Source organism: Chryseomicrobium palamuruense (genome assembly GCF_042649045.1).
GTDB classification, from domain to species: domain Bacteria; phylum Bacillota; class Bacilli; order Bacillales_A; family Planococcaceae; genus Chryseomicrobium; species Chryseomicrobium palamuruense.
The window spans coordinates 42,139-67,662 of sequence record NZ_JBHSEF010000011.1 but is presented as its reverse complement, the minus strand read 5'-3'; the positions used below and the strand labels follow the sequence as shown (position 1 = coordinate 67,662).

The 25,524-nt window shown below is 45.2% G+C and carries 21 protein-coding genes and 1 other annotated feature (1 of these 22 only partly in view); of the genes, 1 reads left to right on the top strand and 20 read right to left on the bottom strand.

Annotated elements, in window-relative coordinates:
- Window positions 1-7: 7 nt before the first annotated feature.
- The 7 genes from rsmB to gmk are packed head-to-tail and all read right to left on the bottom strand — an operon-like array spanning window position 8 to window position 7,265.
- A complete protein-coding gene (rsmB, locus tag ACFO0S_RS04865; protein WP_378140690.1) occupies window positions 8-1,345 on the bottom strand; it encodes a 16S rRNA (cytosine(967)-C(5))-methyltransferase RsmB in 1,338 nt (445 codons plus the stop codon).
- The gene (gene fmt, locus ACFO0S_RS04860; RefSeq protein WP_378140689.1) at window positions 1,342-2,280 is read right to left on the bottom strand and encodes a methionyl-tRNA formyltransferase; all 939 of its coding nucleotides are present in this window, start codon (window positions 2,278-2,280) and stop codon (window positions 1,342-1,344) included. Before fmt ends, rsmB begins: the two co-directional genes overlap by 4 nt.
- Complete coding sequence (gene def, locus ACFO0S_RS04855; RefSeq protein WP_378140688.1) at window positions 2,277-2,765, bottom strand: peptide deformylase; 489 nt, start codon at window positions 2,763-2,765, stop codon at window positions 2,277-2,279. Before def ends, fmt begins: the two co-directional genes overlap by 4 nt.
- A 15-nt stretch (window positions 2,766-2,780) precedes the next feature.
- On the bottom strand, window positions 2,781-5,180 hold the full coding sequence (gene priA, locus ACFO0S_RS04850) for a primosomal protein N' (protein ID WP_378140687.1): 2,400 nt from the start codon (window positions 5,178-5,180) through the stop codon (window positions 2,781-2,783).
- Window positions 5,168-6,361 carry a bifunctional phosphopantothenoylcysteine decarboxylase/phosphopantothenate--cysteine ligase CoaBC gene (coaBC, locus tag ACFO0S_RS04845; protein WP_378140686.1) on the bottom strand — a complete coding sequence of 398 codons (1,194 nt, stop codon included), beginning with the start codon at window positions 6,359-6,361 and terminating at the stop codon, window positions 5,168-5,170. The genes priA and coaBC overlap by 13 nt, the downstream gene beginning before the upstream one ends.
- A 58-nt stretch (window positions 6,362-6,419) precedes the next feature.
- Window positions 6,420-6,644 carry a DNA-directed RNA polymerase subunit omega gene (gene rpoZ, locus ACFO0S_RS04840; protein ID WP_378140685.1) on the bottom strand — a complete coding sequence of 75 codons (225 nt, stop codon included), beginning with the start codon at window positions 6,642-6,644 and terminating at the stop codon, window positions 6,420-6,422.
- Window positions 6,645-7,265 (bottom strand): guanylate kinase, encoded by a 621-nt coding sequence (gene gmk / locus ACFO0S_RS04835; RefSeq protein ID WP_378140684.1) that lies wholly within the window; start codon window positions 7,263-7,265, stop codon window positions 6,645-6,647. It lies immediately after the preceding gene.
- An 85-nt stretch (window positions 7,266-7,350) separates the two neighbouring features.
- Between gmk and ACFO0S_RS04830 the strand changes: the two genes are divergently transcribed.
- Window positions 7,351-9,006, top strand: a complete 1,656-nt coding sequence (locus ACFO0S_RS04830; RefSeq protein WP_378140683.1) for an Rqc2 family fibronectin-binding protein — start codon at window positions 7,351-7,353, stop codon at window positions 9,004-9,006.
- Between the two features lie 330 nt (window positions 9,007-9,336).
- On the opposite strand, the gene pyrE is transcribed toward ACFO0S_RS04830, so the two are convergent.
- The 13 genes from pyrE to ileS all read right to left on the bottom strand — a co-directional run bounded on the left by pyrE (window position 9,337) and on the right by ileS (window position 25,156).
- Window positions 9,337-9,960, bottom strand: coding sequence for an orotate phosphoribosyltransferase (pyrE, locus tag ACFO0S_RS04825; RefSeq protein WP_378140682.1), 624 nt, complete (start codon window positions 9,958-9,960; stop codon window positions 9,337-9,339).
- Window positions 9,957-10,658, bottom strand: coding sequence for an orotidine-5'-phosphate decarboxylase (gene pyrF / locus ACFO0S_RS04820; protein WP_378140681.1), 702 nt, complete (start codon window positions 10,656-10,658; stop codon window positions 9,957-9,959). The genes pyrE and pyrF overlap by 4 nt, the downstream gene beginning before the upstream one ends.
- Complete coding sequence (locus ACFO0S_RS04815; protein ID WP_378140680.1) at window positions 10,655-11,566, bottom strand: dihydroorotate dehydrogenase; 912 nt, start codon at window positions 11,564-11,566, stop codon at window positions 10,655-10,657. Before ACFO0S_RS04815 ends, pyrF begins: the two co-directional genes overlap by 4 nt.
- Entirely contained in the window at window positions 11,563-12,333 is a 771-nt protein-coding gene (locus tag ACFO0S_RS04810) for a dihydroorotate dehydrogenase electron transfer subunit (protein ID WP_378140679.1), read from the bottom strand. The genes ACFO0S_RS04815 and ACFO0S_RS04810 overlap by 4 nt, the downstream gene beginning before the upstream one ends.
- A complete protein-coding gene (gene carB / locus ACFO0S_RS04805; RefSeq protein ID WP_378140678.1) occupies window positions 12,330-15,527 on the bottom strand; it encodes a carbamoyl-phosphate synthase large subunit in 3,198 nt (1,065 codons plus the stop codon). Before carB ends, ACFO0S_RS04810 begins: the two co-directional genes overlap by 4 nt.
- Window positions 15,520-16,617, bottom strand: coding sequence for a carbamoyl phosphate synthase small subunit (locus tag ACFO0S_RS04800; protein ID WP_378140677.1), 1,098 nt, complete (start codon window positions 16,615-16,617; stop codon window positions 15,520-15,522). The genes carB and ACFO0S_RS04800 overlap by 8 nt, the downstream gene beginning before the upstream one ends.
- On the bottom strand, window positions 16,614-17,888 hold the full coding sequence (locus ACFO0S_RS04795) for a dihydroorotase (RefSeq protein WP_378140676.1): 1,275 nt from the start codon (window positions 17,886-17,888) through the stop codon (window positions 16,614-16,616). The genes ACFO0S_RS04800 and ACFO0S_RS04795 overlap by 4 nt, the downstream gene beginning before the upstream one ends.
- A complete protein-coding gene (locus tag ACFO0S_RS04790) occupies window positions 17,879-18,766 on the bottom strand; it encodes an aspartate carbamoyltransferase catalytic subunit (protein ID WP_378140675.1) in 888 nt (295 codons plus the stop codon). The genes ACFO0S_RS04795 and ACFO0S_RS04790 overlap by 10 nt, the downstream gene beginning before the upstream one ends.
- 125 nt (window positions 18,767-18,891) lie before the next feature.
- Window positions 18,892-20,166 (bottom strand): uracil-xanthine permease family protein, encoded by a 1,275-nt coding sequence (locus ACFO0S_RS04785; RefSeq protein WP_378140674.1) that lies wholly within the window; start codon window positions 20,164-20,166, stop codon window positions 18,892-18,894.
- Window positions 20,167-20,181: 15 nt separating this feature from the next.
- A complete protein-coding gene (gene pyrR, locus ACFO0S_RS04780; RefSeq protein ID WP_378140673.1) occupies window positions 20,182-20,721 on the bottom strand; it encodes a bifunctional pyr operon transcriptional regulator/uracil phosphoribosyltransferase PyrR in 540 nt (179 codons plus the stop codon).
- A 202-nt stretch (window positions 20,722-20,923) separates the two neighbouring features.
- Window positions 20,924-21,832, bottom strand: coding sequence for an RluA family pseudouridine synthase (locus tag ACFO0S_RS04775; protein ID WP_378140672.1), 909 nt, complete (start codon window positions 21,830-21,832; stop codon window positions 20,924-20,926).
- Window positions 21,829-22,311, bottom strand: coding sequence for a signal peptidase II (gene lspA, locus ACFO0S_RS04770; RefSeq protein ID WP_378140671.1), 483 nt, complete (start codon window positions 22,309-22,311; stop codon window positions 21,829-21,831). The genes ACFO0S_RS04775 and lspA overlap by 4 nt, the downstream gene beginning before the upstream one ends.
- 91 nt (window positions 22,312-22,402) lie before the next feature.
- Window positions 22,403-25,156: an isoleucine--tRNA ligase gene (gene ileS / locus ACFO0S_RS04765; protein ID WP_378140670.1), complete on the bottom strand. Its 2,754-nt coding sequence runs from the start codon at window positions 25,154-25,156 to the stop codon at window positions 22,403-22,405.
- A gap of 237 nt (window positions 25,157-25,393) precedes the next feature.
- Window positions 25,394-25,524 (bottom strand) — a binding site (T-box leader) (it continues 75 nt past the right edge of the window).

The following is a 25,524-nucleotide window of genomic DNA, read 5'->3' as shown; positions in this document are numbered from 1 at the left end:
GTATGTGTTAGATCGCGCGTTTTGTCAACGTGGCTAGATAAAAGCCATCTCCGTCCGCATACGGGAGGATTTGAATTCCTGGTCCCTCCGAAAGGTGTGGCAATTTCTCTAAAATGACTGGTAAATCAATTGATTCCATATCCGGATGTTGAGATAAGAAGGCCTCCACAACCTGCTGATTTTCTGTTGGCTCTATTGTACACGTGCTATAAACAATTGTACCACCAGGTTTTAACAATACGTAGGCTTCTTCCAGAATCGCAGACTGAATTTCAGCGAGTCGGGCTGCATCCGTAGGCTGCTTTGTATATTTCATATCGGGCTTTCTGCGAATGACACCATACCCACTACATGGTGCGTCAATTAAAATGCGATCAAATAGGGCTCCATTGACTATCTCGCCTGCTTGTCGTGCATCCCCTACGAGTGGTTCAATTGTTGTTAACCCGAGACGTTCGGCATTTTCACGAATCAGTTTTACTTTATGCGGATGCAGGTCAAGAGCAATAACGTTCCCAGTATCCCCCATCAACTGAGCGATATGTGTAGTTTTTCCTCCAGGAGCCGCACACATATCCAATACACTCAAACCTTGTTTGAGTTGTAACGCATGAGCTGGCAACATTGAGCTCTCATCTTGAATTGTCAGAAGACCTGTTTTAAAGAGTTGTGAAGAGGCAGCTGGTTTACCGGAAACATGTAAGGACTCTTCTACAATTCCTTTTCGAACACTAAATCCTTCTTCTTCTAATGTGGCGATGGCATCTTCACGGCTGACTTTTACCGTATTAACTCGTACAGTTTGAGGTGGTGCTGTATTGTTCTGTTCTGCAATTTCACGTGCTTTCTCAAATCCATAGCGGTCAATCCAGTCTTTCAGTAACCACTCCGGATGACTCGTCTCAACAGCAAGGCGTTGAAGTGGGTCTGCAATTGTCTCTGTCGAACGTGGACCTTCACGAAGGAATGAACGCAACACACCATTTACTAAACCGGAGATTCCTTTGTGACCACGTTTTTTTGAAATGGCGACCGCTTCATTGACCACCGCATGTTCTGGAATACGATCTAAAAATACAAGCTGATAGATGGACAGTCGAAGAAGAACTCGTACCCACGTTTCAATTTTTCCTTTAAGAAAGGGTGCAAGCAGAAAATCGAGCTTCGTTTGGTGTTGAAGTGTTCCGTAAGCAAGTTCAGTCATAAGTCCACGGTCTGGACCTTCTAGTTTATACTCTTTGATTTTTCGTGAGACGAGTAAGTTGCTATAGGCTTGATTTTTACTCACTTCGAGTAGCACTTCAAGAGCGGCATCGCGTGGATTACCGATTAATTTTTTGGTCATTCAAATCTTGCCCCTAACGTATAAGTCGAACCGACGCCACGTAAAAATTCATCGATTGATAGTTTTTTCTTCCCGGCAGGTTGTATTTCATAGATGGCAAGTGCTTCCCCATCACCTGTTTGGATGACGAATTCTTTATCGTTGCGGATGATTTCGCCAGGTTTAGCACCAGTTTTCCCTTTTACTCGTTTCGCCCGCCATACCTTAACGTTTTGGCCTTCAAAGGTCGTGTAAGCTCCTGGCCATGGATTTAATCCACGAACTTGATTCCATAGAGTAGTCGATGTATTCGTCCAGTCCATACGCTCCTGTTCACGGGAGATGTTTCTCGCATATGTAACTAATGACTCATCTTGCGGAACTCGCTTATTCGTGCCGTCTATAATGAAAGGTAATGTATCTTTCAGTAAGTTTTTCCCAGCCAGACTTAATTTATCAAAGAGAATACCGGTTGTATCGGTATCTTCGATAGCTACTTCGACTTGGGAAATGATATCTCCTGCATCGAGCTTTTTGACCATATACATGATGGTCACGCCTGTATGACTCTGTCCATCCATCACTGCTTGATGAATTGGTGCGCCTCCACGGTAAGCAGGAAGTAATGAAGCATGAACATTAATACAACCAAGCTTTGGAAGCTCGAGTACGCTCTCCGGTAACAACTGTCCAAAAGCTGCTGTCACAATCAAATCAGGCTGAAGTTCGACGAGTCGCTGTTCTTCTAAACTTCCAGATAACTTCTCAGGTTGCAATACTTCAAGACCATGTCTTAGTGCCTCTACTTTTACCGGAGGAGGAGTTAACACTTTCTTTCTTCCTACTGGGCGGTCAGGTTGAGTGACAACAGCGAGCACGTTGTACCCCTCTTCCACAAGCATTTCAAGAATTGGTGCAGAGAAGTCAGGAGTCCCCATAAATACGATGGATGTCATTCCTCTTCCTCCTCCTCCAAGAATTCTTCTGGGCTCACATAGCGTATGATTTTCTCCGTGAATAAAATACCATTCAAATGATCGATTTCATGCAAAATCGCACGTGCCTCATAATCCTCTGCCTCTAATTCATACAGATTTCCTGAGCGGTCTTCTGCTTCTATTTTCACGTAGAAAGGACGCTCAACTTCTCCATAAAGGTCTGGAAAACTTAGACAACCCTCTACTTCAATTTCTTTTCCGCCGATTGCCACAACTTCCGGATTAATCATTTCGATGATGTCTTGCCCTTCACCTAAATCGACAATGGCCACTCGTTTGGAGATGCCTACTTGCGGTGCTGCAAGACCAATTCCGTCTGCAGCAACCATCGTTTCGTACATATCATCAAGTAATGTTGCTAGTTTTTGATCAAACGATTTTACTTCTTGTGCTGGCGTTGTTAAAATTTCGTTCGGATGTTTCACAATTGGTAGAACAGTCATTAACTTTCCTCATTTCTAAACAAGAGTTGAAGGATGCAAATCGATACCGATTCGCACGCCTTGCTTTTCCCATTCACTACGCGTCAGTTTTAACAACTGATGTAGTACAGGAATAAGATTTGGTTCTTTTTTATATTTTATAATGCACTGATACCGGTATCTGTCCTGTATTCTACTGATTGCAGATGCAGTTGGTCCGATTACAGTCGCTTGGTTGGATAGTTCATCACGTAGCCAAGATGCCACTTTATCCGCATACTCAGCTGTTACCAGCACATCGGGATGACTGATTTGAATATGCGTCAAATAGTAGAACGGAGGATACTCATACACTTTACGGATTTGCATTTCTTTTGTGTAAAAAGCTACGTAGTCATGCATTTTGGCATACTCAAGAGCATAATGATCCGGGTCATACGTCTGGACGATGACTTTTCCTTCTTTTTCATGACGGCCTGCACGACCACTGACTTGAGTGATTAGCTGGAACGTCTTTTCAGCGGCTCGGAAATCGGCGAGGTGCAACGATGTATCTGCATTTAGAACGCCTACAAGCGTCACATCAGGAAAGTCGAGACCCTTGGCAATCATTTGTGTACCTAGTAAAATTTCTGCTTGTTTCTGTCCAAAGTGATGTAGGATGCGCTCGTGTGCTCCTTTTGTCCGCGTTGTATCTACATCCATACGAAGCGTGCGAGCTTCCGGAAAGAGACGAGTCAATTCTTCCTCTACTTTTTGTGTTCCCGTTCCAAAGAAACGAATGTGTTCACTTTTACACTGAGGACACTGTGTAGGGACTTGTTCCTCATAGCCACAGTAGTGACAGCGAAGCGCCTCCCCCATACGGTGGTACGTCAAGCTGATATCACAATTCGGACACTGGACGGTCGAACCACAATCGCGGCAGAGAACGAAAGAAGAGAAGCCACGTTTATTCAAGAACAACACAATTTGTTCTCTTTTTGCAAGTCGGTCTCGTATTGCATCGGCAAGTTCGATACTGAACATCGAACGGTTTCCACCTTTTAATTGTTCACGCATATCGATCAGTTCCACAGGTGGAAGTGGTTTTGCATTGGCTCTCCCTGGTAGTTTTACGAGGTGATAGACGCCTTTCGTCGCTCGTGCATACGATTCAATCGAAGGTGTGGCACTACCTAAAATGACGGGACAATGAGCAAATTCTGCACGCCACTTCGCAACTTCGCGCGCATGGTAACGTGGAGAGTCTTCTTGTTTATAAGATGACTCATGTTCTTCATCTAAAATAAGTAGTCCAAGATTTTCAAAAGGAGCAAAGATGGCTGAGCGAGCGCCTACGACGACTTTTACTTCCTTTCGAATGACTTTCCGCCACTCGTCATATTTCTCTCCGATTGATAAGCCACTATGCATGACGGCTACTTGCTCACCAAATCGCATTTTAAAGCGCAATACCATTTGTGGAGTAAGTGCAATTTCTGGTACCAACATGATGGCCTCTTTGTTTAAAGATAATGTATGTTCAATGGCATGTAGATAAATTTCTGTCTTTCCACTTCCGGTAATCCCGTGTAACAAAAAGACGTCACTTTGCTGTTGGTCAGCCGACGTGATGATTTGACTCAGCACATCATTTTGCTTATCTGTCAGCTCGACGACTTTGTCTGTAGACGCATCCCCAAGCATCTCGATTTCTCGGTAGATTTCTTGCTTTTTCTTCGTCAAATACCCTTTTTGCACCATCGCCTCCACTACTGCTCCCGTGACCGAAAAATCCTGTTGAAGTTGAGGAAGTGTAAAGAAAGATACTTGCTTTTCTCTAATCCACTCAAGGACTTGAAGCTGCTTCTTCGCATTCCCTCCTATTTCTTCAGGGACACTAGCCACGTGATACACAGTTTGTTTTTTAGGAGTGGAGCGCTGACGTATCCGCGTTTCGATTTCTGCTAGTTGATTTTGTAAAAGGTGTTTTAATTCAGGCAACAGTTTTGCTTTTTCTATCTGTTGAAAGTCAACTTCCCTATCCTTTGAAAGAAGACTCTCAAATTTTTGAGAGAGGCTTACGGATGAGTCGACATGAACAATTTTTGAATACGCTGCACGCAGTGCTGCGGGTATCATCACTTGAAGGGCATCGTTATAAAAGCATAACGTATCATCTTTCAACCACTTTGCAAGTTCTAATAATTCCTTTGTAAGGACAGGCTCCACATCAATCACCGACTGCAGGGGCTTTAATTTTGCAGACTCCACCTGGCTAGTCTCATCAATACCAATGACAAATCCTTGCACTTTGCGTGGACCAAAGGGAACATGTACCCGAACACCCGGTTGAATGAACGCTTCCCATTCTTCAGGAACTTGATAATCAAACGGTCGGTCAATCGCAGCTGTCGAAACATCGACAATCACTTTGGCAATCACGATTGCCACCCCTCCTGATTCGCAATATACGCTAATAACTCGTGAGCGAGTGCATGTTTCGGAAGCATCGGAAATTCTTTGATTCCATCTTTAGATACAAGTGTTACTTGATTGGTATCTGTTCCAAATCCTACGCCTTCTGCCGTTACATCATTCGCCACGATATAATCAGTATTTTTCTTTTCACGTTTACGAGTTGCATATGTGATCACATCATTCGTCTCAGCAGCAAACCCCATGATGACTTGGGTCGTTTTCCGTAGCCCCATCGTCGCTAGAATGTCTTTTGTTCGCTCCATCTCTAAAGCTGTATCACTGTCTTGTTTCTTGATTTTTTGATTGGCTTGATGTTTTGGTTTATAATCCGCAACAGCAGCCGTCATGATTAACAGATTGGTTTGATCAAAGCGTACTGAAACGGCTTGATACATGTCTTCGGCACTTTCCACATTGATTCTTTCTACATTGGGAGGTGTATCTAAATGAACGGGTCCAGCGATAAGTGTCACATTTCCACCAAGTTCCACTGCCGCTTGTGCCATTGCAAACCCCATTTTTCCAGATGAGAAATTGGAGACGTAGCGTACAGGGTCGATGCGTTCCCGGGTTGGTCCAGCTGTGATGACAATTTTCTTTCCTCGTAGTGGCAATTCTTTTGGAGCGAAAAACTCGGAAACCCGTCCCACAATCTGCTCAGGTTCTTCAAGTCGTCCTTTCCCTACATATCCACATGCAAGATACCCTTCAGAAGGTTCGATAAAGCGAATGCCTCGCTTGTAAAGCGTATCAATATTTTCTTTTACCGCTGGATGATCATACATATGCACATTCATAGCTGGAGCCATCCATACAGGTTTAGTCGTAGCAAGTAAAGTCGTCGTAATCATGTCGTCTGCTATACCATTCGCATATTTGCCGATCGTATTCGCAGTAGCCGGAGCAACCACAATAAGGTCTGCCCAGTCTGCTAAATCAATATGGGCAATGACTTTTGAATCTTTTTCATCAAATGTATCTGTATAGACATCATTTCGGGACATCGCCTGAAATGTAAGTGGTTGGACAAACTGTTGGGCGGACTCACTCATGATGACGCGGACGTCATACCCTGCCTGAGTCAGTTTACTGACAAGCGCGACCGCCTTATAAACTGCAATACCGCCTGTTACACAGAGCAAGATCTTTTTCATCTAAAAATCCCCTTTTATACAGAATGACCTCCCAAAGAAAATCTTTGGGAGGTATGTTTTACACTTCGTCTTCGTATACGACGTTCTGGTCAGCCGCTTCGTTAATTAAAACGCCAGTAGCGACTTCTTCTAATGCTTTCCCTACGTATTTATCCGAAACATACTTTGGTAAACGCATACTTTTCTCTTCCTGCATTTGGCGAGCACGTTTTGAAGCAATACTTACCAACGAGTACTTTGAATCAACTTTTTTCTTTAATGAATCCACTGATGGATATAACATTTAGAGTTCTCCCTTCAACATGGCTATGTACCGTTGTTCAACGCGGTCACGTCGACAATGTTCAGCCGTAACAATTGCATTAATTTTATCACACGCGCGATCAACTTGATCGTTTTCTACCACATAATCATACAAGTCCATCATCGCAAGCTCTTCACGAGCGGCGGCAATTCGTGCTTCGATGACTTCTTCTGTTTCCGTTCCACGTCCAACAAGACGACTTTCGAGTTCTCGAAGACTTGGCGGTGCGAGGAAAATGAATAACGCATCCGGTGCTTTTTCTCGAACAAGTCGTGCGCCTTGTACTTCAATCTCTAAAAAGACATCGCGGCCTGCATCCAGGGTCGCATTGACATAATCCAGTGGGGTTCCATAATAGTTCCCTACGTAGTTGGCATATTCAAGGAGACGACCTTGTGCAATAAGTTCTTCAAACTCTTTTTTCGATTTAAAAAAATAATCAACACCGTCAACTTCACCTTCGCGAGGAGCCCGTGTTGTCATCGAAATCGAATATTCATAGTTGGTTTCCGGTGTCGAAAACAGCTCTTTTCGCACCGTGCCTTTGCCGACACCCGAAGGTCCGGAGAGGACGATTAAGATTCCGCGTTCTTTATACATAGTAACTCCTTCACATTCAACATACTTACTTGATTATAGCACATCATGTTAGAATAGAACAAAACGTTTTGAAAGAGGAATTAAAATGGCATTTGACGGATTATTTACAGCAGCAATCGTACACGAATTACAAGCGCTCGTCAGCGGACGCATCACTCGGATCCACCAGCCGAACGCACAAGAACTGATGCTTCACATTCGCTCGAACGGGCAGAATCATAAGCTTCTTTATTCCATTCATCCGTCGTATGCTCGCATGCATCTCACTTATGAATCGATTGACAACCCAAAGACACCACCCCTCTTTTGCATGATGATGCGGAAGCACATCGAAGGCGGGTTTATTGAAAAGATTGAACAGTACGGGGCCGACCGCGTCATTCAGATGACCATTCGCAGTAAAGACGAGATTGGTGATGACACAAACCGTATCCTCATCATGGAAATTATGGGTCGCCACAGTAATCTCTCCTTAATTAACGGAGACACTCAAAAGATTGTGGAGACGATGAAACACCTTCCTCCTTCAATGAACTCATACCGCACGATGATGCCAGGTCAAACCTACATCTATCCGCCCAAACAAGAGAAAGACAATCCCTTCTTGTTGACTCCAGAACATTCACTTCCGGAAACGAAAGAAGACTGGATGAGTCATTATCAAGGGGTGGCAAAGCTTCACGCAGAAGAGCTAGCAAGTCGGGGTGGTCAAAGTTCGTATAACTACCTCATGAGTTTCTTGCGAGGCGGCGATTCACCTGGAAGTGTGGAAGTGAAAGGAAAAACGTTGTTCTCTGCTTCAAAACTCGAGCATGTGGCTGAGGAATGGCAACCTGCGGCTTCACTTGGTCATTTATTAGACCGCGTGTATTACCAAAAAGCAGAACGTGACCGCGTGAAACAGCAAGCTGGCGATCTTGAACGCTGGTTAGTCAATGAACGAAAGAAGTTAACGACAAAGCTGAAAAAGTTGCAGGCAGACTTAACGCGCGCCGAAAATTTACAGGAAGATCAGAAAAAAGGCGAGCTATTAATGGCGAACCTTCACTTGCTGGACCGCGGGATGAAAGAAGTTGACGTGATTGATTATTACGATGAAAATCAAGCGATGGTTACAATTTCTCTGGACCCGAAGAAGTCTCCCTCTCAGAATGCGCAAAATTACTTCCATCGATACAACAAAGCGAAAACAGCACTTCTTGAAGTAAAAACGCAAATGAAGAAAACAGACCAAGAACTCATTTATTTAAACGAAATCATGCGTCAACTCGAACAAGCTTCTCCTTCCGATATTGAAGAAATTCGAGAAGAGTTGATGGATCAGGGGTACTTGAAGAAGCGGGCGAAAGCCAAGCAACAAAAGGAATCGAAACCAAAACCAGAAGCATTTGTAGCGTCAGACGGCACGCCAATCTCTGTTGGAAAGAACAATAAACAAAATGATTATTTGACGTTCAAATTAGCGAAACGAACAGACACATGGCTTCACACTAAAGACATTCCGGGGTCGCACGTCGTTATTCATTCTTCGGAACCGTCAGAAGAGACATTACAGGAAGCCGCTGTCCTAGCTGCCTACTTCAGTAAAGCACGAGATTCGTCTTCCGTTCCTGTGGACTACACCGAGATACGTCACGTGAAGAAGCCGAACGGTTCGAAACCTGGGTTTGTTATTTATTTTGAGCAAAAGACACTTTATGTAACTCCGGATCAGGAGACGGTTCGGGCGCTGCAGAAATAATAATTGGCGTATGATTTATGGGCTGCTAAGATATCGTGAGATGAGGTGTGGACGTTGGTGCGGTTTTCGCACTAGTGCATCTGATTTCCGCACCAGTTGAGGGGTTTTTCGCACCAGTCAACCCGTATCGCACGAGTGGACGCAACTTTCGCACGAGATTCCGTGTTTTTCGCACCAGTTGAGGGGGTTTTCGCACCAGTTGAGGGGTTTTTCGCACCAGTCAACCCGTATCGCACGAGTGGACGCGCTTTTCACACGAGTTCCCAGTATAAGAAAAGAGACCGGACAGTTTCCTGTCAGGTCTCTTTTTTGTGCCTCGCGTCAGCATTTTCACGCATTCTTCTGTTTTAATCCCTCATGCCAGTTCGTGATTTCCAGCATTTGCGACTGGCTTAACTTGCCATCGTCGCCTGCTTCACTTAGGAGCTCTTCCAAATTCGTCAGCGAGTAGTAAGGAATGCCAATTTGGTCAAATGCTTGCTGTGCTTTTGGGAGACCGTATGAGAAGATGCTAACCACGCCTAATACTTCGACACCTTTTTGACGCAACGCTTCGACTGCTGTCAAGCTACTTCCGCCTGTCGATATCAAGTCTTCAATGACAACGACTTTGTCGCCTTGATTGACACGACCTTCAATCTGATTGCCTCGGCCGTGTTCTTTCGCTTTTGAACGTACATATAGCATAGGACAATTCAGAAGTGTGCTTACCCAAGCCGCATGGGGAATCCCCGCGGTAGCAGTTCCAGCGACAACTCCTGCTTCTGGAAACTTTTCTTTAATAAGTTGCGCTAGCTCATGAGCAACGCGTTCACGAAGTTCCGGGTATCCCATAAGTAAACGATTGTCGCAGTAAATCGGCGACTGAATGCCCGATGCCCATGTAAACATAGGGTCCGTTGAAAATTGAACGGCCGAAGCCTTGAGTAACGCTTTTGCTGCTGCTACAGTCACTGTAAATTCCTCCAGTCTGCTACGAGTTGTTGATACACGGCGACAGGGTCGCTAGCTTGAGTAATCGCTCTTCCCACAACAATATGGGTAGAGCCATTGTTCCGCGCTTCTTCTGGAGTGGCCACACGCTTTTGATCGTGAGCAGCTCCTTCCGCTAGTCGGATACCCGGCGTGACCTTATAAAAGTCAGTCCCCAGATTCTCTGTCAGTCTCTTCGCCTCGAGTACCGAGCAGACGACACCGTCAAGCCCAGCTATTTTCGCATTTTCTGCGTAATGCAAGACAGACTGGTCGAGCGTCCAAGGAATCCCTTGCTCCTTTTGCATAGAGGCTTCGGTTGTGGAGGTCAACTGCGTGACTGCAATCAAATCCGGACGAACGCCTTGAGCCCCCTCCTCTAAACCTTCTTTTGCTGCGCGCATCATATCGATTCCACCAGCCGCATGAACATTGATAAGATCTACATCAAGTTTAGCTAGTCCGCGCATCGCTTTATAGACAGTCGTCGGAATGTCGTGAAGTTTCAAATCAAGAAACAGTTCATGCCCTCGAGACTTTAGCTCTTGAATAACACGTGGTCCGTGTTGAAGATACAGTTCCATGCCGACTTTTACAAATAGTGGCTCATCAAAACGTTTTAAAAACTGCTCAACTTCATTCCATTCTGAGAAGTCGAGAGCCAAAATGGGTTTTGTCATCGGTGTGCCCTCCCTACAAGTTCAGAAATAGAATCCAAGCCAAGTCGGTCCAATTCTTCTGGAAGCTCTTCAATCAATTTTGGACAAATAAATGGGTCGACAAAATTGGCTGTTCCTACTGCCACCGCTTGAGCACCAACTGACATGAAGTCAATGACATCTTGAATGTTCTGCACGCCACCCATTCCGATAATCGGAATGTTTACATGTGGATATACTTCATAAATCATACGTAGCGCAACTGGTTTGATGGCCGGACCAGATAGTCCACCCGTGCGATTCGCAAGGAGCGGTTTTCCTGTCTTTTCATCGAGACGCATTCCCAGTAGTGTGTTGATCATTGTAATGCCGTCCGCTCCCGCAGCTTCCACTGCTTTCGCAATCGCTACAATATTGGATACGTTCGGGGATAGTTTCACGTAAACCGGAACCGTCGACACATCTTTCACAGCTCTCGTCAATTCACCTGCTACTACAGGATCCGTTCCAAAGGCAATTCCACCACATTTCACATTCGGACAGGAAATATTAAGTTCCAGTGCATGGACATTCGGTGCTTTCGAAATCTCACGTGCCACATGGACGTAATCCTCGACTTCCGATCCTGCCACATTCGCAATAATCGGCACATCATATTGTTCTAACCACTTCAGTTCGTGCTCTAGAACATGCTCAAGACCCGGGTTTTGAAGTCCGATGGCATTCAACATGCCGCTCGCCGTCTCTGCAACACGTGGTGTCGGATTTCCAAAGCGACTGATTTCTGTAGTCGCCTTTATCATAATGGCACCTAAAACACTTAAATCATAAAACTTGGCATATTCTTGCCCAAATCCAAAGCACCCGGATGCAGGCATGATAGGGTTGGTTAATTCAAGACCAGGTAAGGTGATAGCGAGTTTACTCATGCAATCACCCCCGCTTGAAAGACCGGTCCATCAGAGCATACTTTTACGTAAGCACCGTCACCTTCTGTTGTCGGGCAAACGCATGCAAAACATGCACCTATACCGCATCCCATCCGCTGTTCAAAGGATAGATATCCCGGAGTGCCTTTGAGGGCTTTCTCGACAGCATGAAGCATGGGTTTTGGTCCACAGCTATAATAGACATTCGGCGGTTCTGGGAGTTCATTCATTTTCGTTGTAACAAATCCTTGTGTTCCGTATGTTCCATCTACTGTTGTAATGAACGTCTCGCCCAATTCTTTAAACGCTTCTTCGTAAAACACATCTTGAGCTGACTGAAAACCAAGAATCATCGTCACTTTCACACCATTGGACGTCAAGCGTTTGGCTAGTTCATAAAGAGGGGGCACGCCAATCCCTCCTCCTATTAACCAGGCATGTTGCCCTGTCTCTGCTGCTGAAACCGGAAATCCGTTACCGAGCGGACCGAGGACATCAATCGTGTCCCCACTTCGCTTTTGAGATAACAATTCAGTCCCTCTACCATCCACACGGTAAATCATCGTAAATTCAAGTGTTTCTGAATCAATTGACGCAATGCTGATTGGGCGACGAAGAAGTGGTTCGCTGTGATCAGAGACTCGAATATGCACAAACTGACCTGGCGACTTCATCTGAGCGACTTGTTGGCCGATAACCGTCATTTCGTAGATATTGTGTGCAATTTCCTTGTGCTTGACCACTTCCATCTTTCCTGATCCAATCATTGACGTACCTCCGCTGGTTGCATCGTTTCAGTTGTGAACGTCATCGATTCCATGACACGCAAGATGGCTTCTGCTGTGTCAAGAGAAGTAAGAATCGGAACGCCATTTTCAACAGCTTCTCGACGAATTCGGAAACCGTCACGAGCTGGCTGCTTTCCTTTCGTCAGCGTGTTGACAACAAATTGAGCTTTTCCGGACTGAATCACATCCACAAGCGTTTCACCAGAATCTCCGATTTTTTGAACCGTATCAGCCGGAATCCCTTTTTCAAAGAAGGCCTGTGCCGTCCCTTCTGTCGCTAAAATGTTGTAACCAATTGCGTGGAACCGGGCAGCGAGGTTTGCCGCTTCCTCTTTATCCTTATTCGCTACTGTCATCAGCACCGTACCGTGTGGCTTCATTTCAAGCCCTGCTGCGACCAATCCTTTGTAGAGCGCCTTTTCAAGTGTGCGATCTTTGCCTAATACTTCCCCTGTCGACTTCATTTCTGGACCGAGCGTTGTATCTACCCGGCGAAGCTTCGCGAAGCTGAAGACAGGCACTTTGACGTAGACTCCTTGTTGTTCAGGAGCAAGACCCGCTTCGTACCCCATCTCTTTTAACGTCGTACCAAGAATCGCTTTTGTCGCCAAGTTTGCCATTGGGATCCCGGTAATCTTGCTCAGGAAAGGTACAGTTCGACTTGCACGCGGATTCACTTCAAGCACATAGATCTCTCCACGTGATATCACATATTGAATGTTGAGTAAACCGACTGTGTTCAATGCTTTTGCTAGTCGAGTGGTGTATTCAACAAGTAAGTTCATCGTTTGTTCAGAAAGGTTCTGAGGAGGATACACCGCAATGGAGTCCCCTGAGTGTACCCCTGCGCGTTCAATATGCTCCATTATTCCTGGGATGACGACTGTTTCTCCGTCAGAGATCGCATCTACTTCAATCTCTGTTCCCGTCAAGTAGCGATCCACTAGAACCGGATGTTCCGGACTTGCTTCGACCGCATGCTCCATGTAATGAACCAGTTCCTCTTCGTTATAGACGATTTCCATCGCACGACCACCGAGTACATAAGACGGGCGGACAAGCACTGGGAATCCGATTCGACGTGCATTTTCAAGTGCTTCTTCAACAGATACGGCCGTTTTCCCTTCCGGCTGCGGAATGCCGATTTCATTCAACAGCGCTTCAAACTTGTTGCGGTTCTCGGCACGGTCTAAGTCTTCAAGAGACGTCCCAAGAATTTTCACCCCACGTGCTTCAAGTCCTGCCGCTAGGTTGATCGCCGTTTGTCCACCAAATTGCACGATGACGCCTTCTGGTTTTTCGAGTTCCACGATGTGCATGACATCTTCAAGCGTCAGTGGTTCGAAATAGAGTTTATCAGAGATTGAGAAGTCAGTAGAAACCGTTTCCGGGTTATTGTTGACAATAATGGCTTCATAGCCTGACTCTTTAATCGCCCATACTGAATGCACGGTCGCGTAGTCAAACTCTACACCTTGTCCAATTCGGATTGGACCTGACCCTAGCACGATGACGCTTTTCTTCTCAGAACGAATCGACTCGTTCTCTTGCTCATACGTGCCGTAGAAATAAGGAGTTTCAGACTCGAACTCACCTGCGCACGTATCGACCATTTTATAAACTGGGAACATCTTATTTTCTTTACGGAAGTCATAGACTTGTTGCTCGGTCCAGTTCCAAAGTTTTGCGATGGTTACATCAGCAAAGCCCATACGTTTCGCCGTATAAAGTGTATTTCTGTCACCGATTGCTTCTTTCAGCGTTGTCTCGAAGTCGACGATGCTTTTAAGCTTGTGAAGGAAGAAGAAATCGATTTGGCTCCACTCATGGATTTGTTCTACTGTTACACCACGTCGCAGGGCTTCTCCGATAAAGAAGAGTCGTTCATCTCCTGCCCGCTTAATGCGTTTCATGATCCACTCATCTGTAATCCGGTCCGCATTTTTCATCTCCAAATGCATGTGACCCGTCTCGAGTGAGCGAATCGATTTTAAGATTGCTTCTTCAAATGAACGACCGAGGGACATGACTTCTCCTGTCGCTTTCATCTGTGTACCTAAATTTCGCTTTGCCTTTTCAAACTTATCAAATGGCCATCTCGGAATTTTTGCCACGATGTAATCAAGGGCAGGTTCAAAACATGCATACGTCTTTCCAGTTACTGGGTTCATCATTTCATCTAGAGTAAGTCCCACCGCAATTTTCGCAGCGAGTTTCGCAATCGGATAGCCTGTCGCTTTTGAGGCAAGGGCAGACGAGCGGCTGACTCGTGGGTTTACTTCAATGATGTAGTACTGGAAGCTATGTGGATCGAGAGCAAGTTGGACGTTACATCCGCCTTCAATTTTCAGTGCACGAATGATTTTCAAGGAGACATTGCGGAGCATCTGGTTTTCACGATCAGTAAGTGTCTGAGTTGGTGCGACCACGATGGAGTCTCCTGTGTGAATGCCGACCGGATCAAAATTCTCCATGTTACACACGACAATTGCATTGTCGTTGGAATCTCGCATCACTTCATATTCAATTTCTTTAAAGCCTGCGATAGATTTTTCAAGGAGACACTGAGTTACCGGACTGTACTTTAATCCGCTAGCCACAATTTCTTGAAGCTCTTGGTCGTTGTGGCAAATTCCTCCGCCTGTTCCACCTAGCGTGAATGCTGGACGCACAATTACTGGATACCCAATCTGCTCAACGAATGCTTTCGCTTCTTGTATGTTATGGATAATCGTACTTTCAGGCACAGGTTCGCCAAGTTCATTCATAAGTGTGCGGAACAAATCTCGGTCTTCTGCTTGGTGAATGGCATCGAGTTTCGTTCCTAAGATTTCTACTCCTAGCTCGTCTAAAATGCCTGAAGCGTGAAGTTCAATCGCCATGTTTAGACCTGTTTGCCCACCTAGTGTCGGAAGAAGCGCATCTGGACGCTCTTTGCGGATGATGTTTGATACAAACTCGAGTGTCAGCGGCTCCATATATACTTTATCCGCCATTTCTGTATCCGTCATAATGGTTGCAGGATTCGAATTGACTAAAATGACTCGGTAGCCTTCTTCACGAAGTGCGATACATGCTTGCGTCCCTGCATAATCAAATTCTGCTGCTTGACCAATGACAATTGGGCCTGACCCAATCACGAGAATCGTTTCAATGTCGTTACGTTTAGGCATGTTGTTTCCCCGCTTTCCCTGCTGTTTGCATGAGTGTGATGAACTGATCGAACAAATGGACGGAGTCTTCCGGTCCAGCTGAACCTTCCGGGTGGAATTGAACACAGAACACCGGATACTGTTTATGACGCACACCTTCTACCGTTTGGTCATTTAATGCAATATGCGTCAGTTCTAAATCTGTCTGTTCAAGTGATGCTAGATCGATGGCGTAGCCGTGGTTTTGTGAAGTGAGTTCCGTACGTCCCGTTGTCAGATCTTTTACTGGGTGATTCGCTCCGCGGTGTCCGAATTTCAATTTGAAGCTTGACGCTCCGCTTGCGAGTGCAATCAATTGATGCCCTAGACACACACCAAACATCGGCACATGTGGGATAAGTTCTTTCACGGTTTGAATCGCTTCAGGGATGTCGGTTGGGTCTCCAGGACCATTCGAGAGCATGACGCCGTCTGGCTGCATAGCAAGTATCTCAGAAGCTGGTGTGTTATAAGGCACAACCGTGACGTCGCAATCACGTCGATTGAGTTCTCGTAAGATGCCATGCTTCATGCCGAAGTCCATCAGTACAACGCGACTGCCGCGGCCAGGACTTGGGTACGGACGAAGGGTCGAGACACGGGATACTTCATCATGTGGAAGAGACCATGCATTCAGTTCCTCTACAATACGCTCCACATTCGGCTGCTCTCCCGCTGCTGTCAATTTTCCTCGCAGAGAACCATGTGTACGTAACAGTTTCGTTAATTGGCGTGTATCAATTCCTGCAATTCCTGGTACATTGCGTTCTTCCATCAACTCACCAAACGTACGTTGCGAGCGGAAATTGGAGGGTTGCTGACTCCACTCACGAACGACGACTCCGGCAAGTGTGATTTCCATCGCTTCAAAGTCTTCGGGGTTGATTCCGTAGTTGCCGATGAGAGGATACGTCAACGTTAAAATCTGTGCACAGTTCGATGGGTCGGAGATGAATTCTTGATATCCTGTCATTCCTGTTGTAAAAATAACTTCCCCTGTGCTTTCGCTTGGGGATCCAAAGGCATTTCCTTCAAATACAGAGCCATCTTCTAATATTAAATATCGCTTCATTTCGATTCCTCCCAGACTTGTTTTCCATTAAACCATGTTTCGACCGGCCAACCGCTACATGTCCAGCCGCCAAATGGGGTGTTTGAACTCATCGATACAAATGTTTGTGGATTAATTTCTTTTTCACTTTCAAGATCGACCAATGTAAATTCTGCAGACTTTCCTTCTTCAAGTTTCCCGTATGGTAGTCCAAAAACAGCTGCCGGTTTCGTTGTGAGATAATCAACAAGTTGCCCGATTGTCCATCTTCCCGTTTTCACAAAATGTGTATAGAGAAGGGGAAACGCCGTTTCTAATCCGACAATGCCAAATGGCGCTTTTTCAAAGCCGTATGATTTTTCTTCTGCCGTGTGAGGTGCATGATCCGTCGCAATTAAATCAATCGTGCCGTCCTCTAAACCTTCGAGGAGCGCCTGCTGATCTTCTTTTCCACGTAGCGGGGGATTCATCTTCCAATTAGCCTCATTCGCTGGAATGTCATCCTCACAAAGAATCAAGTGATGCGGTGAGACTTCTGCTGTCACGTGAATGCCAGCTCGTTTTGCATCACGTATGACTCGTACCGATTCTTTCGTACTGACGTGGCACACATGGTAATGTGCACCCGTTGCTTCTGCGAGAAGGATGTCTCGCGCAATGTGAGCCGCTTCAGAAGCAGATAGAATTCCCGGTAGTTCAAGTTCCTTATTTTTCTTTCCTTCATGCATCACACCACCGAACAACAAACTGTTGTCCTCACAATGGGCAACAACTGGAATCTTCTTTTCTGCTGCTTGCTGCATGGCACGGTACATCATTCCTGCTTCTTGAACACCGACTCCGTCATCAGTTAATGCGAATGCTCCTGCTTCTTTTAATTCTGCGGCATTCGTTAATTCTTTCCCTGCTTCCCGAATCGTCAGGGAGCCGTATGGTAGGACACGAACATGGGCTGTTTCGTTGATGCGATCCGTAACAAGTTTCATCGTATCTTTCGTATCTGGAACTGGACGTGTGTTTGGCATGGCACAAATGGTGGTGAATCCTCCTTTTGCTGCAGCAAGCGAACCTGTCGCAATGGTTTCTTTATGTTCCCCACCTGGCTCACGGAGATGAACATGTACATCAATAAGCCCTGGAAGCAACAAGTTGCCTTTTCCATCCTTTACTTCATCGGCCTGTTGGTGATCCGCTTCGAAAGAAACGATTGTCCCGTCTTCTACGAGGAGTGTGCAATCAAGTAGTTCACCTTCAGATGAGAGTCGCTTAAGATTCGTCCATTTTATTCGCATTCCATTTCCTCCTTCAGATAGTGTTCCAGAATCGCCATTCGCATGTAGACTCCATTTTTCATTTGTTCAAAGATGCGTGAGCATGGTGCTTCTACTACGTCGTCCGCGATTTCTACACCTCGGTTAAACGGAGCGGGATGCATCAAAATCGCTCCTTGTTTCATCTGTTCTAAACGTGCTGTATTCATGCCGTATCGGGCGTGGTACTCCTCTTTTGTAAACGATTGCTGTGCGTCATGCCGTTCATGTTGAACACGGAGGAGCATAATGACATCGCTCGTCGCGACTGCTTCATCTAAGCTATAGAGTATCGGAAACTCCGCTTGCCACTCTGGAGGACTGACAAATAGGAGGTCTGCACCGAGCTGAGAGAGCAGGTGCACATTCGATCGTGCGACTCGGCTATGTGCTAAGTCTCCAACAATCGTAATCGTCTTTCCTTCTAACTCTTCAAATTCTTCCATCATGGTCATCACGTCTAGCAAACTTTGAGTAGGATGATTCCCTGTTCCGTCCCCTCCGTTAATAACGACAGGCTTTACTTTTCCGAGGAAAGGTGCGTAATAAGCATTTTCCGGATGACGTATTACAAGAACGTCTACACCAATCGCCTCTAATGTTTTCACTGTGTCGTAAAGAGATTCACCTTTCGTAGCACTTGAAGACTCTGCATCGAAAGGCAAGACTTTGAGTCCCACTTTATGTTCTGCCATTTCAAAACTCATCTTTGTTCGTGTACTCGGTTCAAAAAATAAATTAGCAGCAACAAGTCCTGGGGGAACTTGGCTTGGACTTCCTGCCTTTAATTGCCTCGCTCGTTTCACTAAATGAAGAATCTGTTCTTTCGTTAGTTCTTCAATGGTTGTCAGTGCACGCATGTCTCTTCCTCCCTTACAAAAAATACCCTTTCCGCAAATGGGAAAGGGTATGGCAAAAGATGCTCGAGCACAGGCTTGAACCATCTTTTGTTTCCCTTTCTCATCTCTCGGATGAAGTTAAAAGGTTACGTCTGTGATTTAGTTTTCGGTAAGATCAAGTTAAGAAGGACGCCGACAATGGAAGCCAGTGCCATCCCTTCAATATGGAACGTCTCAGAGAACTTCACCATTGCCCCGCCGATTCCGATAATGAGGATAATCGAAGAGATGATCAAGTTGCGTGAGTCCCCAAAGTCAATTTGACTTTCTACGAGCATGCGAAGACCGGAAGACGCAATGATTCCAAAGAGTAAGATGGAAATTCCGCCAAGGACAGCTGCAGGAATCGTATCGATTAGTGCCATAAGTTGACCAAAGAAACTGAAGACAATGGCGAATACAGCTGCCAGCATAATTACAGCCACGCTAAATACTTTCGTTAGTGCCAGTACGCCAATATTTTCTCCGTACGTTGTTTTTGGTGGTCCACCTATCAGCGCACTGAAGAATGTTCCTAACCCGTCTCCAAGTAACGAACGATGTAGACCAGGATTCTCTATGTAATTCCGGTTCACAATTTTACCTAGAACCAGTTGGTGCCCGATATGTTCAGATATCGTTACAATTGAGATCGGCACCATGATGGCCAGTAGTTGAATGGTGATTACGAAAGGATAATCAATTCCCGGAATCAACATTTCTGGAATTTGTAGAAACGATGCTTCTCGAACTGCTGTAAAATCGACAATTCCGATAGCAAGTGAATACAAGTAGCCAACAATGATTCCACTAATAATCGGCATGAGAGCAAGTAATCCTCTAAATAAAAGCTGAACAATGATAGCCGTCGCAAGCGTCACAAGAGCAGCGGAGAAGTGAAGCATGCTGTAGGCATCACGAATGCCATCTCCGTCCGTATCAATATTCATGGCCATATCGACAGCAACAGGTGCGAGTGCTAGCCCGATGACCATGATGACAGGTCCCACAACAACGGGAGGAAGAATCTTCATGAACCATTTGTGTCCTGTTTTCCAGATGACAAGCGCGATGATGGCATAGACAAGAGAAACAAACATCGCTCCAATCATGGCACTGCCAACGCCACCTGAATGGGTCGCCATCGTAATAGGAGCGATAAACGCGAACGATGACCCTAAGTAGGCTGGGACTTGAAAACGAGTAACTAAGATGAAGATAATTGTTGCAATTCCACTTGTCAGTAGCGCGATTGCTGGACTAAGTCCAACAAGCTTCGGAACAAGTATCGTCGCTCCAAACATCGCAAACATATGTTGTAGGCTAAGAATAATCCACTTTAATTTCTCGGGTCTTTCATGAATTCCAATGACTTGTGACACACAGCTTCCTCATTTCTATTCTGTAATTAACACGCGGTCTTCTTGATCCGTTTCGTTCATATGCACAACAATCCGTTCTTCACTCGAGGTCGGAATATTCTTTCCTACATAATCTGCCCGAATCGGCAACTCTCGGTGACCTCGGTCTATTAGAACAGCGAGCTGGATTTGTGCTGGTCTTCCAAGATCCATTACGGCATCCATAGCTGCACGAACAGTCCGCCCGGTGTATAGCACGTCATCGACAAGTACGACCTTTTTATTCGTCACGTCATGCTGAATATCAATTTGTCGAACTAAAGGTTGTTGGTTTTCCGTCTTGACGCTTAAGTCATCGCGGTATAAAGTGATGTCCAGTTCCCCAGAAGCAATTTCTTTTCCTTCAATCGCTGCTATCCGTTCTGCCAGTCGTTTGGCAATGTAAGCACCTCGCGTCTTAATACCGACGAGCACACAATCGTCTATTCCTTTATTTCGTTCGATGATTTCATGTGCAATACGAGTAAGTGCGCGTCGCATCGCCTGATCATCAAGTAATACTGCTTTTTCTTCCATGTCCATCCTCCTTTTTGGGTACAAAAAAACCTCTTAAGCAGCGCTTAAGAGGTTGAATATGCATAGCAAAAAATCGTCAGATTCTGAAAAACCGCAGTTTTTACTGATCTGATGCCGCTTGCCTTCTCAGCCTCTCTGGACTGTCTTTAAAGGACCCGTATTTAATTATCTTAGTCAGTATACCTGAAGAAAATAGGTTTGGCTAGTCTTTCTTCAAATCTTTCAATACTTGTTTAAAGTCATCTGGGAGTGGAACTTCAAACTCCAAGTACTCTCCAGTTGTCGGCTGGATAAAGCCAAGAACCCCAGCATGTAAGGCTTGACCACCAATATCAAGTGTACGTTTCGGACCGTATTTCGGGTCGCCTACTAGTGGATGACCAATGAATTTCATATGCACACGAATCTGGTGTGTACGGCCAGTTTCTAATCGACATTCCACAAGAGTGTAGTCTCCGAAACGTTCCATAACCTCAAAATGTGTAACAGCATGCTTACCTTTGTCGACAATATTCATGCTCTGACGGTCTTTCGGATCACGACCAATCGGTGCATCGACCGTTCCTTTATCATGAGCGATATGTCCATGTACAAGAGCCGTATATTTTCGTGTCACAGTCTTTGCAACAAGTTGATCTACAAGCGATTGGTGTGCCTTATCATGCTTGGCCACCATTAAGAGCCCACTTGTATCTTTATCAATACGATGGACAATTCCTGGTCGCATAATGCCGTTAATTCCAGATAAGTCTTTGATCTGATGCATGAGACCATTGACGAGTGTTCCCGATAGATGACCAGGAGCCGGGTGAACGACCATTCCCTTAGGTTTGTAGACGACCGCAACATCTGCGTCTTCATAGACAATGTTCAGGTTCAAATCTTCTGACACGATATCATACACTTCAGGAGATGGGATCGTTACAGAAATAACATCCCCTTCTGTCGCCTTGTAATTTGATTTTACTGGCTCTCCATTCACAAGAATTTGCTCTTGTTTCATCAGGTTTTGAATCTGGGTGCGGGACCAATCTGCGTCATGCGTCTGCAAAATTTTATCAAGACGGTCTCTATTCTGTTCTTTTGTAATAATCACTTCAAATTGTTTCATTTCTTCACCTTTTTCTGCTTCCTTTCATCCAGTAGGATGAATATAAAAATAATTACAACACCGACTGTGAGTGCGGCATCCGCTACATTAAATATCGGAAATTCATAGTTAATCACTGGAATCAACACATCTACGAAATCCACTACTTCTCCACGGAACAATCGGTCAATAAAATTCCCGATTGCCCCTCCTAAAAGCACCATAAGCCCTAATTGGAACAGCGGTTGATTTTGTGCATGCCGGTGAAAATAGTAGACAATTCCCACGATAACAATGGTTGTGATGATGTAGAATAGCCACATTTGACCTTCAAGCATCCCCCAAGCTGCGCCACGATTCCGGTGAGACAATAATCCAAGATACGGATCAATCAGCGGAATCCGCTCGCCGAGCTCCATATCACGTACAACTAACCATTTCGTCCATTGATCTAAAACGACCAATACAAATGCTACAAAATAATATTTCCACACAGTCATACCCTCCATTTACATACACTCTAGTGTACCATACTTTCGTTTGCACACGATAAAAATCCTCGCCCGGACAATCCGGACGAGGACAATACTATTATTTGGATACGATTTCTGCGCAACGGCTACATACTGTAGGATGCTCGGTATTTTCACCAACCGTTGAAGAAATCGTCCAGCAGCGTTCACATTTCTCGCCTTCTGCATTTGAAATGACGACAGAAGATTGATCGAGAGCAATCGCATTCTCTGGTGCTTCAGTCACTGTACCTGCTAGTGTAAAACCAGAAACGATAAACAACTGTGCATAATCGATGGAATCATCTTCAAATAATTCTTTTACGCTGTCCTTCACGTAAAGAGCCACGTGAGCTTCTAACGACTTCCCAATTTGTTTCTCTGCACGAGCCATTTCAAGTGCTTTTAAGACATCATCTCGAACCGTCATCACTTTTTCCCATTTCGCAATAAGAGCTTCGGAACCTTCCACTGGCTCAGCTTCTGGCATGTCCGTTAACTGGACACTTTCTTCTGTTTCATGCGTCATGAAGCCCCATAGCTCGTCTGTCGTGTGAGGTAAGATAGGTGTCAAGAGTTTAACAAGTGCCGTTAACGCATCATACATAACCGTTTGCATCGCACGACGATCCGCATGGTTCGCTTCGTAGATATAGACTACATCTTTTGCAAGGTCTAAATAGAATGCGGATAGCTCCGTCGATACGAAGTTATTCACTGTATGATAGACATTCGCGAACTCATAACGGTCATATGCCCCGTTCACAGTAGCAATCATCTGTTGAAGTTTCGCATACATGTATTGATCTACTTCACGCATATTTTCAAATGCCACTCGGTCTGTTGCCGGATTGAAATCATGTACATTCCCGTGTAAGAAACGCAAAGTGTTACGAATCTTACGGTACACTTCTGATACTTGTTTTAGAATCGCATCTGAAACTCGTACGTCTGCTGTATAATCAACTGAAGCTACCCAAAGTCGTAGGATATCAGCACCAAGTTGATTCATCACTTTTGAAGGTACAATGACATTTCCAACAGACTTACTCATCTTGCGGCCTTCACCGTCTAGAACGAAACCGTGACTAAGAAGCCCTTTGTAAGGTGCATGCCCAAACATAGCGACACTTGTGATGAGTGAAGAGTTGAACCAGCCACGGTATTGGTCAGATCCTTCAAGATATAAATCTGCAGGGAACTGCAGGTCTTCACGTTCAGCGAGTACACCTTGGTGTGTCGACCCTGAATCGAACCACACATCCATGATATCAAGCTCTTTTGTGAAGCGGCCATTTGGACTGTTTGGATGCGAATACCCTTCCGGAAGTAAATCTTTTGCATCCCATTCGAACCAAATATTTGACCCGTGCTCACGGAAAAGTTCCGACACATGTTGAATCGTTTGTTCTTCGATAATTGGTTCGCCGTCTTCTGTGTAGAACACTGGAATTGGCACGCCCCATACGCGTTGACGAGAAATATTCCAGTCACCACGGTCACGAATCATATTGAAAAGACGTGTCTCCCCCCATGCAGGAGTAAACGATGTATTTCGAATCGCATCTAATAGTTCACTACGAAAAGCTTCAACAGACGCAAACCATTGGGTCGTCGCACGGTAGATAACTGGTTTTTTTGTACGCCAATCATGTGGATACGAGTGTGTGAAGAAAGTTAATTTCTCCAATGCTCCCACTTGATCTAACGCTTCTGTAATCGGCTTGTTTGCTTCATCATAGAAGAGTCCTTCAAAACCAGGTGCTTCTGCAGTCATCACACCACGGTCATCAACCGGACAGAGTACGTCTAGACCATACTGTTTCCCAACATGGAAATCGTCTTCCCCATGACCTGGTGCTGTATGAACGCATCCAGTACCAGATTCAGTTGTCACATGCTCTCCTAGCATCAAAAGGGATTCACGATCATACAGAGGGTGTTTCGTTAAAATGCGGTCGAATTGGTTTCCTACAAATGTTTTCTCAACTTCGTAAGATTCCCAACCAAGTGTCATTGCTACTTCTTCAAGTAAGTCTTTGGCAATGACGAATGATTTGTCATTCGCACGCACCTGGATATACGTAAATTCAGGGTGCACAGAGATTCCCAGGTTTGCGGGAATCGTCCAAGGAGTTGTCGTCCAGATGATGAAACGGACACCTTCTTCAAGAACTCCTTTTCCATCCGTCACTTCAAAGCTCACATAGATCGAAGCAGATTTTTTATCTTTGTACTCGATTTCTGCTTCTGCAAGTGCTGATTCAGAAGAAGGTGACCAATAAACTGGCTTTAACCCTTTGTATATATAGCCTTTTTTCGCCATTTCACCAAATACTTGAATTTGACGAGCTTCGAATTGTGGCTTTAATGTCACATATGGATTGTCCCAATCCCCTGTGACACCAATACGTTTGAACTGCTCACGCTGATTATCGATTTGTTCGTAGGCATACTCTTCACAAAGTTTACGGAATTCTGCAACCGACATTTCTTTACGTTTCACGCCTTTATTTGTCAGTGCTTGCTCAATCGGAAGACCATGTGTATCCCAGCCTGGTACATACGGCGCCTGGAAACCAGACATCGATTTATAACGCACGATCATGTCTTTCAATACTTTATTTAATGCGTGTCCAATGTGCAAGTCGCCATTTGCATAAGGAGGGCCATCGTGCAAAATAAATTTCGGCTTGTCTTTTGAACGATCTAAATTCTTTTGGTAGATGTCTTTTTCTTTCCACATTTGTTGAATTTGCGGTTCTTTTGTTGGCAGACCCCCACGCATCGGGAAGTCCGTTTTTGGCATCAATAACGTATCTTTATACTCCATTTAGTATCTCTCCTTAGTTGTAAATAAACCTACTTGGTACTGGCACGTATAATTTACTAAGCATTTCTGGGCAGTCGGCTACGCTTTTCTTTTTTGTCTAGTTGCGCCTCCTAGAAACACACGAAAAATGCCATCGCAGCCGTTGAGGCCAAGTGCGCCTCCCCGTATACGCTGTCATTTGTCGGAGTTTCTGGGCAGTCGGCTACGCTTTTCTTAAGACAAAAAATCCCCGCCCCAGAAAGGGACGAGGATTTCGCGGTACCACCCTAATTGCAGATTACTCTGCCACTTAGCTGACCGTAACGTGGTCGAACGGGGCTACTTACTCGTTCAGTAGTCCGGCTCAAAAGTGATCTGCACGTTCCGAC